Genomic DNA, 12,671 nt, shown 5'->3' on the forward strand with positions numbered 1-12,671 from the left:
GCGACTTCTTTATTTGCGAACGATTATGAGCAACTAATTAAGACCGACCTCACGAGCATAGATCTCCAGATCATCACGCTCCTGCAGGAGGAGTTCGACTGAGCAGCGGACAGGTGCTCCGAGACTCTTGAGCCTGACGAGGCGATCAAGAGAGCGTAGTGCCAAAGCATAGAGTACCTTGGAGAGGCTACCCGTGATCTTCACCTGCGCAAGAGCCAGCGCCACGATGACACGATCCGTACGGCGGAGCTGCTCCAGCAGTGGGCGTCCCTCCAGAGTGAGGTTGCGCTGGGCTTCCAGTTCCTCATAGGTCTCTCCCTTAGGCGGGCAAAAGGGTAGATGATAGAGCTTGGATATCAATGAGGCTGGGTAATGTGTAAGGTCTGCCTTTGGTCGACGACGCAGGAGGTCACTGAGCTCCCATAGGGCATCACTCCCCTCATCATTTCCGAAGGGTGCTGCATCTTGGATACTGGAGTAATAGACCTCCGAGCCGAAGTACTTGCGGAAGGCCGGGTGGCTGGTCAGGGGATGTAGCCCCATCTCATCATCGTCATAGTAGAAGGACTGCATCGGATCAAAGCCAGGGAAGTCCTGGAAGCCTGCCTTTAGCTTTGCGTCGACCAACTGCTGGGCGCGCTCTTCGCACTCCGCGGCGTCGGCAAACGACTTGACCTCATAGCGCCCTGATGTAGATACCTTACCCCAGTTCGTCATAAGGTCCCCCCCCAGCGTCTCTACACGCCAGTAGCGGTCGGCCTGATGATCTGACAAACGCATTACTCTATTCATACTCATGCGATCAATTGATTGGTAGGAGCGCGCTGTATTGTAGGGTTATGATGGTAAGGCTTCCGGCGACGATGCTCCCTCATGTGGTAGACAAATGTAGTCATTTATAATATGAAAACCTATTTTACCACAAATTTGATCTCTTCCCTTTAAAAACATGGGTAGCAATACCCTACACTTCCTAAAGCGGGCGAGAGCAAGGAGGCCCTTCGTAGGGCGGTTCCTTGCTCTCTTCTATATTATTCAGAGGCATTCTTCAGCCTACTTTATCAAGCTGCTACTCGCCGAAGCGCTCACGGATGACCTCCATGAGCCCAGGGCGGAAGTCGGGGTGAGCGATGCTTGTCAAGGCCAGGGCACGCTCACGAAGCGTCAGACCCCGGAGACGAACCACGCCGTATTCGGTAGCGATGTAGTCTACCTCATTGCGCCCTGAGGTCACGGTGGCTCCCGACGGCAAGACTGGGACAATGCGCGAGCAAGTGCCATCCTTTGCCGTAGAGGTGAAGGCTAAGATGGAGCGACCGCCACGCGAGCGCTTTGCCCCACGCAGGTAGTCGACCTGCCCACCCGTGCCACTATATTGGTTGAGTCCGATAGCTTCGGATGCTACCTGCCCATAGAGGTCGATCTCCAGGCAGGAGTTGATAGAGACCATGTTGTCATTCTGCCCGACCATATAGGGATCATTCGTATGATCGACGGGGTACATCTCGATCATATCATTCTTATTGACGAAGTCATAAAGTGCCTTCGTACCCATGATGATGGAGCTGACGACCTTACGTGGATGCAGGGTCTTCTTCTCACCCGTCACATTGCCAGAGTTGATCATGTGCATGACGCCGTCGGTGAACATCTCCGTGTGCAAGCCCAGATCTTTCCGCTCTCGTAGGCTCTGAAGTACGGCATCGGGGATCGCCCCGATACCGATCTGAAGCGTATCTCCGTCGTGGATGAGTTCGGCACACAGCTCACCGATACGCTGCTCGACAGGCCCGATAGGAGCAAGAGGGAGCTCCACCAATGGGCGGTCAACGGGGACGATATAGTCCAGCTTCGTCACATGGATGAGGTTGTCCCCTCCGATAAAGGGCATCTGCTTATTGATCTCTGCGATGACGATCCGCGCAGCCTCTGCGGCGGGCTTGGTATAGTCACACGATACCCCGAAGGAGCAATAGCCCTCTTCATTGGGCTCGCTCACCGAGATCAATGCGACATCGACAGGATAGATACCATTCCTAAAGAAGTCTGGGAGTTCATGGAAGTGACAAGGGAGATAGTCGACACGCTTATCCAGGTAAGCGGGGCGGCTATTCTTGTCAAGGAAGTTAAGGACGGGATGTACATGCCCCACCATCTCTGGGCGGAGGTGCCAAGGCTCGGCAAAGTACAGCATGTGGAAGGCTTTCACGTCCGTGAGGCGCTCGCGATCATCGTAGAGGGCTTTGGAGAGGCTGCTGGGGGCTGCCACAGCATGGCCAAAGACCAAGAAGTCCCCGCTCTTTACTGCCGATCGCACGGCTTCGAGGGCGGTCGTAGTATGGCGAGCAATGTGCTCTTGCCAGGTAGTGCTCATTGATTTAGCTCTTATATGAAAAAGGGCTCCTGTGTAGTATTAGGAGGGCCATCTTCCCAAGAGACGTAGGCTAACGACCCCAACATCCTGGGGTACAAAGCTGCGACTCCGATGAAGAAGCCTACCAAAGGTAAGTATTCTACTTTTTCCCAACAATACCCCCCTCCACTCCTCACCCAAGCTCGCACACAACCGCATACCTTAGTTGGAGTCGAGCATGCTTCATCCGTCGCATTTTGACCATAAGTTGAATACATCTAACTTTATCGCAGAAATAAGCATAGCGCATTCCATCCGTAAGCGCTATAAGGAGCTTAACATCTTCAAGAGAAAACGCATCACCATCCACCCAACGCAGGGAAGCTACCCAAGGATCGCTTCAAAGAACGAACAGAGATACCCCGCCTATCTTAATTCAAATCAATATGAAATCACTAACGACCCTACTTATTGCCGTGAGCATGCTACTCTCGAGCTTTGCTCTGCATGCTCAGCGAACCACAGAGTTCTTTTACCTCGGCAACGTGTACTGCAAGACTAAGGCCGGAGTTGAGCAGCGCTTCCCTTATCTACCGGTCTACCTTTCCCTCCAAGATAAGCCCAATGACATCATCGCAGTCACGATGACTAATGCTAACGGAGAGGCTTCATTCAAGGGCGTACCTATAGACCCCTACAAGTACCATATCCTCTCGGTACATCTACCGAGTGGTACGTACCGCTTTCTCCGAACCCCTATTGAAAAGAACCCAGGCTTCAAAGACTACATCAGCACGCATATCCAGCTTGATGCCATGGAGAAGTACCTCACAGTCTCTACGATTGCTCCCAAGAAGGAGGATAGTGATAAGCTGGCACTTGACCTGGCGACGAGCGCCATCAAGGGAGCCCATCGGAAGGGGGTGACGATCTCTGATCCAGAAGGGCTTAACTACAAGCTCTTCGTCTCAGGGCGCATGGTGCAGGACAAGAAGCTGGCTGATGTGCTCCTCAAGATAACGGGAGAGATGCTCGATAAGATCGTCATCACACACCCGACACAGGCTAATGACTACTATGCGGGGTCTATAGACTTCATGATTCGAGACATACCTATTCAGAAGGTTGGTCCCACGACCTTTACCTTAGAGCGCCTATGAGCAGATCATTCCTAATCGCTCTCCTCTTATTGATTGCCCCCCTTAACCTCCTCGCCCAGATCGAGGTGCGGGGGCAAGTGGAGGATGCAAAGACTAAGGAACCGATTGCCCTTGCCTCCGTCACGCTCGTGAGTGAGCGAGACTCGACACTCATCCTCAGAGGGGCTACAGACCTTCAAGGGGGCTACCTCTTTAGTGAGGTCAAGGTCGGGCGCTATCTTCTACGTATTAGCTTCCTCGGCTACAAGCCTCTGGAGCGACGGCTTCGTATCGTGATGCCCAGCCAAGGCTTCACGGTGGAGCTTCTCGATCAGCTACAGCAAGATAGTCAGGTGCTGGAGGATGTGGTCGTGGAGGCTAAGGCTACGCATCAGCGAGCCGACCGTAGGGTGATCACCTTTGCACGTAAAGATGTCCAAGAGGCCCTACACAGCTATGATCTGCTCAAGACCCTACCCTCAGTCAGCTTAGATGTGATGAACGACCGCCTCAAGGGAGCTATGGGCGGAGAGGTGCAGCTCCTGATCAATGGGATACGCTCCACCAAGACGGATGTACTTATGCTGCCCAAAGAGAAGATCAAGCGAGTAGAGGTGTACGACATTCCCCCAGCTCGCTATCGAGCTGTTGAGTGTGTGATCAATATCATCGTCTCTGGACTGGATGACGGCTACATCGCAGGTGGCTCACTCAATCATGCCTTCACTACAGGCTTCGGAAATGATGAGGCCTACACCTCTCTGATCAGTGGGCGACATAAGCTGAGCCTTGAGTACACGCTGAACTATCGCGACTATCGTGACCGAGAGTCACTTGCGCAGTATAGCTATAGCCTCAATCAGCAGGCACTACAGCTCACCTACTCAGACCATGATGCTTTTGGCTATACGACACACAGCCCCGCCCTCAAGTACGCCTACGTAGTGGATGAACGCTACCTATGGGAGGCTCGCCTACAGCCGAGAGCTGAGCGACGCTTCTCTGACAATATCGGCGCGGGTCTCTACACTGTAGACGGCGTCGCTGGAGAGAAGCTGACTACCACGGGTAGGGACAGGACCCAGCAGTTCAATCCCTCGCTTGACCTCTACCATTGGCACAAGCTTGGAGAGAAAGATGAGCTGAGCCTTAACCTTGTAGGGACGCTCTTCTCCACCAAGAGAGAGACCAAGACCCGAGAGCAAGGTGTCGCTACAGGACTCACAAGCTACGAGGACTTTATGAAGCTGGACAATAGTAAGCGCTCTCTCATCCTGGAGGCTACTCACACCCGAGAGACGGGGCGTTTACGGATCAGTTCGGGCTACAGGGGAGAGGTCTCCTTCTTACATTCACAGGTAGACAATCACTTCGGCGTCCTCGACTATACCAGCCGTACATGGCAGCACTATGTCTACAGTGAGATCTCGGGGCTGCGGGGGAGGTTTTTGTATCGACTGAGCCTCGGCTTGACCCACACCCATAGTCGCTCCAGCTATCGCACCTATAGCACTCTCGCCTTCACTCCGAAGGTCGTACTTGGCTATACCCTCGGTGGAGGTAGTGACCTACGCTTGATGTACGACGACAAGCCCATCCTACCGTCTCTGGAGCAACTCAGTAGCAACCGCAGACGAACTACTCGTGATATCACAGAGGTAGGTAATCCCCAGCTAGAGAATGCACATATGCGTCAGCTGACTGCTATGTATTCGCATGCCAAGGGGATCTTTGATATTAAACTATTAGGTCTCTATATCCACACACATCGCCCGCATATCCAGGCTATGAAGCATGAGGGGGCAGGGATCACGTTCGCTCCGATCAATGGAGTATGGGATGACGAACTTGCTGCGGCTGCGAAGGTAGCCGTCAAGCCCTTTGGGGACAATACCCTGCTTATAGATACGTACCTTATAGCTACGCATAGTAGACTTCGCTCATCGGAGATTAGTTATGATCGAGGCTCGCTCTATGGTCAGTTTTCGCTGACGGGCCAGTATAAGGGGCTACAGCTCTACTACAAGTACGCCCTCCCGGCCTATGGCTATGATTTGGGCTATGCCTCTCGTATGGAGCCAGAGCATACGGCTTCGTTCTCCTATCGATTAGGGAATTGGAAGTTCTCTGCCTCCATGCTATTCATCGGGACGCCGGCCTATTATCATGACTATACGCTCGGAGAACGCCTCGTCCAGTGGAGTAGTGAGACGTGGATACACGATAATAAGAATATGATCCTGCTTGGGGTGGCCTATCACTTCTCGCGAGGCAAGGACAAGACCTACTCAAAGAACCTTCAGAACGAAGATACTTCATCTCCCACGCTATAGGTAGCCGAGACACCCTCCCCCCCTGCGGGCCCATCTCGATAGAGCCCCCCCTGTATGCTCCTTTTAAGGCACATGCAGGGGGGCTTTCTTTTCAGCAAATGCTACGAAGCATAGCGAAAGCACTCCCGATCCTATGCACACCATAAGATCAAAGAGCTATTGTAAGCAGCTGTATATGCATACAGATAGAGTCGCAGATCTGCAGAAAAGAAGACCTGCACCAGTAGCTGTAATCCGCTATCTACGTGGGTAGTCCTAAAGTCTACGTGCATAGATGATAAGTTCTCTGTACATAGGTTTTAAATCCACGTACGTAGATATAACTTTTCTCGTAAAGCTATGACGGAAAAGCAGCTTGAGTATGGAGGAAATGCACCTCGACGTGATATGATTAATCAATGCTCCAGCACCCATTATACTAGGTATATAATAGAGGCACTTACCTCTACCCTATACCTACATCTATGTATTTTGCAGAGGCGTAAGAGAGGGGGGCTATGAATGGCGTATTTTTGCCCATGCGACATAGCAACTTTACTCACTATAAATCATAGTAATAACCATGCGTAAGCTTTACGCCCTCATGCTCTCACTGCAGATCCTTCTGGTCTCGGCCATCGGTCTCAGCAGTGAGCTGGTAGCACAAGAGCGGCCAACTGATGCCAACATTATTGGGCACGTCACAGATGCGAAGACTGGCGAACATCTCTCAGGTGTCACCATCGCTATCAAGGGTACGACCTTCGGTACGGCTACCGATGCCACAGGGCACTACTTCCTTAAGAACCTCAAGCAGAAGAGCGTGACACTCGTCATGCGCGGTCTCGGTTATCTCAGCCAAGAGCGCACCGTGGAGATCATCCCTGGTAAGGTCGTTGAAGTCAACTTCGATGCAGAGCCAGACAACATCCGTATCGATGAGGTCGTCGTCTCCTCCAACCGTCAGGCTACCCTACGCCGTCTCGCTCCGACGCTCGTCACCGTGCTTGACACCAAGCTCTTCGAGAGCACCAATGCCACTAACCTCGCCCAAGGGCTGATCTTCCAGCCAGGTGTGCGTGTCGAGAATAACTGCCAGAACTGCGGCTTCAATCAAGTACGTATCAATGGCCTCGACGGGCGCTACTCACAGATCCTCATCGACAGCCATCCCATCATGAGTGCACTGGCAGGGGTCTATGGTCTGGAGCAGATCCCCACGAACATGATCGAGCGTGTCGAGGTCGTACGTGGCGGTGGCTCTGCCCTCTTCGGCTCGTCTGCTATCGCAGGGGTGATCAACATCATCACCAAGGAGCCTCAGCGCAATAGCTTCTCCTTCAATGAGAGCCTTGGCTTCTCGGGCTTCAAGGATCTGGACAATAACCTGAGCTTCAACGGCTCACTCGTCAGCGACGACAACCGTGCTGGAGCCATGGTCTTCGCACAGGCTCGCTACCGCAAGGAGCACGACGTCAATGGCGATGGCTACAGCGAGCTTGGTCGTCTTGACTCCCGATCGCTCGGCTTCCGTGGCTACCTCCGCCCCACAGACTACACGCGTCTGACCGGCGAAGTCCATACCTTCAGCGAAGCCCGTCGCGGTGGTGACCACATCGACTGGCCCGAGCAGGTAGCCGGTGTAGCTGAGTCCATTCGCCACTCCGTATATAGCGGGAACCTGAAGTTTGACGGCTACAGCGAAGACTACAAGCACCACTTCCAGCTCTACGGCTCCGCTCAGCACATCACCCGTAACAGCTACTACGGTGGTATCGGTGAGACGAAGCTCCGCAACAAAGCAGGCGACAAGTACATCGATAAGGATGGCAACGAGACTACCGACGAGGGCAAGGCTGTGAATGCAGGCTCTATCGGTCGCCCCATCCACACCTCTAACTACGGGAAGAACTTCGGTATCACCCGTGGGATGACGTGGGTCGGTGGTGCACAGTACACCTATGACTTCGACCACTTCATCTTCATGCCTGCTCAGCTCCTCGCTGGTGCTGAATATAGCTATGACCGCCTCGAGGACAAGATGCCTCTGAGAGAATGGGAGACAGAGAAGACCGTCAGCGATGGCTTCGACCTCAGCGCTAACCCTATCTCCCTCTCCCCTGCCCTGCGTCAGGTCATCCGCAACGCCAGCCAGTTCGCCCAGATCGAATGGAAGAACGACCGCTGGAGCGTCCTGCTCGGCACGCGTCTCGATGAGAACTCCGCCGTCAAGAAGGCCATCTTCAGCCCCCGTGCTACACTGCGCTACAACCCCACGAAGAATATCAACATCCGCGCTACCTATGCCAAGGGCTTCCGTGCTCCTCAGGTCTTTGACGAAGACCTTCATGTCGGGGTCGTCGGTGGTGAGGCACAGCGTGTGACCAATGCTGAGGACCTTCGTCCTGAGATCTCCCACTCCTTCAGCCTCAGCAACGACATGTACTTCACCCTCGGTGGTGCACAGGTCAACGTCCTCGTCGAAGGCTTCTACACCCGTCTGCTCGACGTCTTCACGAACTACAAGGACAAGTCTGAGAACGGTATCTCCTACTACACGCGTCACAACTACGGGATCGATGACAATGGTAAGCAGGTCTCCTCGGGCGCCAAGGTCCTCGGGCTGAACCTCGAGGGTAAGATCGCCTATCGCTGGCTCTCCCTCCAGGCCGGCCTCACGCTCACCAGCAACAAGTACGACGTCAACCAGGAATGGGGCGTACGTCAAAAGGTCCAGGGTGACCACGATGCTGCCTACTACAAGTCCTTCGTGCCTAAGGCTGACGGCTCTGACTTCGACAACGTCGCTGTAGACAATGAGCCTCAGACCATCTCGATGACCTCTAAGGAGATCACTCGCACGCCCTCTACCTACGGCTACTTCACGATCGGCATCAACCCCATCCGCCCACTGAACATTGCTCTCACAGGTACCTTCACGGGCTCAATGTACGTGCCTCACGTAGTCAAGTGGGGGCAGAACTCCGCTGTCACCGACCGCACGGCTATTGCTGCTGGTCTTCGCAAGGAAGGTTATAAGCTTCCTCTCGTAGATGCTACAGGTGCTGCTATCCTCGAAGATGGCGCACAGAAGGAGGTCGATGTCGAGTGGAACGAGCTGGTCAAGACCAAGAGCTTCTTTGATCTCGGCGCTAAGATCACCTATGATCTGCGTCTCTTCTCTAAGAGCAATGTCCAGCTCTACTGCGGTATCAATAACCTCTTCAACGCCTTCCAGAGCGACTACGACTTCGGTCCAGACCGTGACAGCGGCTATATCTACGGCCCCACGATCCCTCGCTCAGGCTACTTCGGGATGAAGTTTACCTTCTAATCCCCCCTATTGCCCGAGGACAAGACGTCCAAGTGCGACACGATTTAGAGGCTGCCCCTACCTTCTCCACAGAAGTGTAGGGGCAGCCTCTATATATAGGTATACAGACTATGCACCGAATATCTTAAATTTGCGGGTGAGTATATGCTGGGGCACGTACGCTCTGGCACAATCAAGACAAGCGAATGGACACTGAGACCACCTACCTCTTAGCCTCCCCAGACACGCTGGAGCCCGTAGCGCGCCAGTTCATCGAGGAGGTCCTCCCCTGGGGGGATATCTTTGCCTTCTATGCCCCGATGGGGACCGGCAAGACGACCTTCATCAAGACACTCTGCGAAGCCCTCGGCGTGCAGGATGTCATCAATAGCCCGACCTTCTCTATTATCAATGAATATCGCGCTGAGCCCTCGGGAGAACTCATCTACCACTTTGACTGCTACCGCCTGGAGAAGCTCAATGATGCGCTGAATCTCGGAGCCGAAGACTACCTCCAGAGTGGCGCACTCTGCTTCATCGAGTGGCCAGAGGTTATGGAGGACATCCTACCAGCCGACACGGTACGCGTTACTATAGAGGAGATCGAAGGCGGGGCACGACGCCTCACCGCACGCTATAATAAGACGGAGGACAAGTAATGCTTAATCCATTTGAGACGGGTCAGGCCCGTGTACGCGGTAGCATCGAGGTGATCTGCGGCTCGATGTTCAGCGGTAAGACAGAGGAGCTCCTTCGTCGCCTGCGCCGTGCCAAGATCGCAGGGCTACGCGTAGAGATCTTCAAGCCCTCAGTAGACACCCGCTATGATGAGACCGAGGTCGTCTCCCACGACCGCAATGCTATCGCCTCTACGCCGATAGATAATTCGTCGAACCTTCTACTCTTAGCTTCGGACGTCGATGTCATCGGCATCGACGAGGCACAGTTTTTCGATGAGCACCTCCCCGAGGTCGTCGAGCAGCTGGCTGACCAAGGTATCCGTATCATCCTCGCTGGACTGGATATGGACTTCCGTCGTCAGCCCTTCGGCCCTATGGCGCAGCTCTGCGCTATAGCAGACTCGGTAGACAAGATCCACGCGATCTGCGTAGGCTGCGGGAGCTGGGCGAACTATTCCTACCGCCTTGTCTCTGGTGAGCAGCAGGTCATGCTCGGCGAAGCTAAGGAGTACAGCCCGCTATGCCGTACCTGCTACCTCAAGTACACGCATAACAATAAGCAAGACTAACCCTACTATAGCAATGAATTCCAACAAACTACTCGCACTCGCTGGCTCTACCCTACTCTCGATGACACTCTTCTCAAGCTGTGTCATCGCCATCGGATCAAATAAGGAGCACAATACGACCTACGCTCCCAATGGCAGGGTAGCCTATGCAATGAGCCCAACGCTCGGGGGGAAACTCTTCACGGCAGCCTGGATACAGCGATCCGCTGAATATAAGGCTCTCTGCCAACAAGCCTACAATGTCGCTACGGAGCGCCTTCTTGCAGCCACTCAAAAGCCGTTGGCTGCAGGTGAAAAGCGCTGGGCTATCGTCACCGACATCGATGAGACCATCGTTGACAACTCAGCGAACTCCGTCTACCAGGCACTCAAGGGCGAGGACTACTCCCAGCCTTCGTGGGACCGCTGGTGCGATCAAGCTGATGCCGTAGCCCTGCAGGGTGCTGTCGAGTTCTTCCGCAAGGCCGATGCACTCGGTGTAGACATCTACTACATCTCCAACCGTGATGAGATCAATCGTGCTGGTACGAAGAAGAACCTCCGTGATCTGGGCTTCCCTCAGGTAGAGGATAGCCACTTCATGTTCAAGGACAAGTCCTCCGACAAGACCTCCCGTCGCGATGAGGTGCTCAAGACGCACAACATCCTGATGCTCCTCGGTGATAACCTCGGTGACTTCGACCACTTCTTCGATGTACGTGACGAGGCCGTACGTGACCAAGGCGTCTCACGCTTCGCCGCTGAGTTCGGCAAGCGCTTCATCGTCCTACCCAACCCCAACTACGGTGCTTGGGAGCCTGCGATGAACGGAGGCTATCCCGACCTCAAGACCAAGGACGGCAAGCTCACTACGATCCTTCGCACTCAGCGTAAATAACACACTCCCCTACTACACTACTTACCTTAGACCATCAGAACCCCATGCTTACACCCACACAGATACGGCAGATCACTGCTCTCATGCACCGTGAAGTCGTACCCGCTACAGGCTGTACCGAACCTGCAGCCGTAGCCCTCGCCGTAGCCTATGCTGCGGCACAGACGACCGCAGAGCCCCGCTCGATAGAAGTCCTGCTCAGCGGCAATATGCTCAAGAACGCTATGGGCGTCGGTATCCCCGGCACGGGGACCTTCGGTATCCCCATCGCGATCGCTCTCGGTGCTATCTTAGCAGCACCCGAGAAGCAACTGGAGCTCCTCGACACCTTCACTGATGAGGAGCTTCATCAGGCCCAGAAGCTTGTAGCAAGCGGCTGCATCCAGATCGGGCTGAAGGAAGGTGACAACGTCGACCGCCTCTACGTCGAAGTCCTACTGACCGATACGGAGGGGCGTCTATCGACTGCCATCATCCAGGCTACTCATACAGGCCTCACAGCACTCACCTATGATGGTGAAGACCGCTTCGTGCCACGCACCGCCGATACGCCCTGCACGAAGTGTCCGGAGACTAAGGACGAAGAGGAGACGATCACCTTGAACTTCGACCTCGTCTATGAGTACGCTCTGTATGGCCCGCTGGAGGAGCTGGACTTCATCTACGAGGCTGCACTGCAGAACAAGCGTGCCAGCGAGTACTCCTTCACTCACAGCTATGGGCATAGCCTCGGTAAGCTCATCAATAGCGATATGGGACGTCGCTATCTCGGCAATACGCCCCTTACGCAGATGCTGGCCTATACCAGCTCTGCCTGCGACGCCCGTATGGACGGTGCTCCCATCACGGTGATGAGCAACTCGGGTAGCGGCAATCAGGGGATCTCCTCGATGCTCCCCGTCCTGACCTTCGCCGAAGAGCAGGGCGCAAGTCGTGAGGTCACCACTCGGGCGATCATGCTCAGTAGCCTCCTCGTCGTCTACATCAAGCAGCTCTTGGGGCGCCTCTCCTGCCTCTGCGGGATGGTCGTCTCAGGGATTGGCTCCGCCTGTGCTATCACCTACCTCATGGGTGGTACGAAGGAGCAGTCTATCGGAGCTGTGAAGAATATGATCGGCAACGTCTCGGGGATGATCTGTGACGGTGCTAAGCCTAGCTGTAGCCTCAAGGCTTCGACGGGCGTGAGCTCTGCACTCATCTCCGCTATGCTCTCTATGCAGGGACACGTCGTCACCGCTACCGAAGGTATCGTAGACGATGATATCGACGTCTGCATCCGCAACCTCGCAGACCTTGGTCGTGATGGCATGGCCCAGACCGACCTCAAGGTCCTCAAGATCATGACGAGCAAGGGCAAGCGTAATGCTTAGCCCCCGCTATTGGGGTTCACCGATAGTGTCCCGCTCGTCTCACATATGTAATCAGCTA

The 12,671-nt window shown here is 54.4% G+C and carries 9 protein-coding genes; 7 read left to right on the plus strand and 2 right to left on the minus strand.

The window, feature by feature from the left end; all coding sequences use genetic code 11:
• Positions 1-33 precede the first annotated feature (33 nt).
• Together HMPREF1121_RS01980 and HMPREF1121_RS01985 are read right to left on the minus strand one after the other, a co-directional pair.
• On the minus strand, positions 34-780 hold the full coding sequence (locus tag HMPREF1121_RS01980) for a WGR domain-containing protein (protein WP_232223716.1): 747 nt from the start codon (positions 778-780) through the stop codon (positions 34-36).
• A 289-nt stretch (positions 781-1,069) separates the two neighbouring features.
• The gene (locus tag HMPREF1121_RS01985) at positions 1,070-2,374 is read right to left on the minus strand and encodes an acetyl-CoA hydrolase/transferase family protein (RefSeq protein ID WP_044114427.1); all 1,305 of its coding nucleotides are present in this window, start codon (positions 2,372-2,374) and stop codon (positions 1,070-1,072) included.
• Positions 2,375-2,799: 425 nt separating this feature from the next.
• Between HMPREF1121_RS01985 and HMPREF1121_RS01990 the strand changes: the two genes are divergently transcribed.
• From HMPREF1121_RS01990 to HMPREF1121_RS02020, 7 genes are all read left to right on the plus strand, one after another.
• Positions 2,800-3,513, plus strand: coding sequence for a hypothetical protein (locus tag HMPREF1121_RS01990; RefSeq protein ID WP_156946029.1), 714 nt, complete (start codon positions 2,800-2,802; stop codon positions 3,511-3,513).
• Complete coding sequence (locus HMPREF1121_RS01995; RefSeq protein ID WP_084151905.1) at positions 3,510-5,825, plus strand: TonB-dependent receptor; 2,316 nt, start codon at positions 3,510-3,512, stop codon at positions 5,823-5,825. Before HMPREF1121_RS01990 ends, HMPREF1121_RS01995 begins: the two co-directional genes overlap by 4 nt.
• A gap of 562 nt (positions 5,826-6,387) precedes the next feature.
• Positions 6,388-9,138, plus strand: a complete 2,751-nt coding sequence (locus HMPREF1121_RS02000; protein ID WP_044114430.1) for a TonB-dependent receptor — start codon at positions 6,388-6,390, stop codon at positions 9,136-9,138.
• 185 nt (positions 9,139-9,323) lie between these two features.
• Positions 9,324-9,776, plus strand: coding sequence for a tRNA (adenosine(37)-N6)-threonylcarbamoyltransferase complex ATPase subunit type 1 TsaE (tsaE, locus tag HMPREF1121_RS02005; protein ID WP_009433075.1), 453 nt, complete (start codon positions 9,324-9,326; stop codon positions 9,774-9,776).
• Positions 9,776-10,366: a thymidine kinase gene (locus HMPREF1121_RS02010; protein WP_044114431.1), complete on the plus strand. Its 591-nt coding sequence runs from the start codon at positions 9,776-9,778 to the stop codon at positions 10,364-10,366. Before tsaE ends, HMPREF1121_RS02010 begins: the two co-directional genes overlap by 1 nt.
• A 13-nt stretch (positions 10,367-10,379) precedes the next feature.
• The gene (locus tag HMPREF1121_RS02015; RefSeq protein WP_044114432.1) at positions 10,380-11,243 is read left to right on the plus strand and encodes a 5'-nucleotidase, lipoprotein e(P4) family; all 864 of its coding nucleotides are present in this window, start codon (positions 10,380-10,382) and stop codon (positions 11,241-11,243) included.
• Between the two features lie 44 nt (positions 11,244-11,287).
• Positions 11,288-12,613 (plus strand): L-cysteine desulfidase family protein, encoded by a 1,326-nt coding sequence (locus HMPREF1121_RS02020; RefSeq protein ID WP_044114433.1) that lies wholly within the window; start codon positions 11,288-11,290, stop codon positions 12,611-12,613.
• The last annotated feature ends 58 nt before the right edge of the window (positions 12,614-12,671 follow it).

It is taken from the genome of Porphyromonas sp. KLE 1280 (assembly GCF_000700805.1).
Lineage (GTDB): Bacteria > Bacteroidota > Bacteroidia > Bacteroidales > Porphyromonadaceae > Porphyromonas > Porphyromonas pasteri.

Excerpts from the sequence above, each read along its gene's own strand:
- HMPREF1121_RS01980 (WP_232223716.1), bottom strand. The coding sequence starts at position 780 with ATGCGTTTGTCAGATCATCAGGCCGACCGCTACTGGCGTGTAGAGACG.
- HMPREF1121_RS01985 (WP_044114427.1), bottom strand. The coding sequence starts at position 2,374 with ATGAGCACTACCTGGCAAGAGCACATTGCTCGCCATACTACGACCGCC.
- HMPREF1121_RS01990 (WP_156946029.1), top strand. The coding sequence starts at position 2,800 with ATGAAATCACTAACGACCCTACTTATTGCCGTGAGCATGCTACTCTCG.
- HMPREF1121_RS01995 (WP_084151905.1), top strand. The coding sequence starts at position 3,510 with ATGAGCAGATCATTCCTAATCGCTCTCCTCTTATTGATTGCCCCCCTT.
- HMPREF1121_RS02000 (WP_044114430.1), top strand. The coding sequence starts at position 6,388 with ATGCGTAAGCTTTACGCCCTCATGCTCTCACTGCAGATCCTTCTGGTC.
- tsaE (WP_009433075.1), top strand. The coding sequence starts at position 9,324 with ATGGACACTGAGACCACCTACCTCTTAGCCTCCCCAGACACGCTGGAG.
- HMPREF1121_RS02010 (WP_044114431.1), top strand. The coding sequence starts at position 9,776 with ATGCTTAATCCATTTGAGACGGGTCAGGCCCGTGTACGCGGTAGCATC.
- HMPREF1121_RS02015 (WP_044114432.1), top strand. The coding sequence starts at position 10,380 with ATGAATTCCAACAAACTACTCGCACTCGCTGGCTCTACCCTACTCTCG.
- HMPREF1121_RS02020 (WP_044114433.1), top strand. The coding sequence starts at position 11,288 with ATGCTTACACCCACACAGATACGGCAGATCACTGCTCTCATGCACCGT.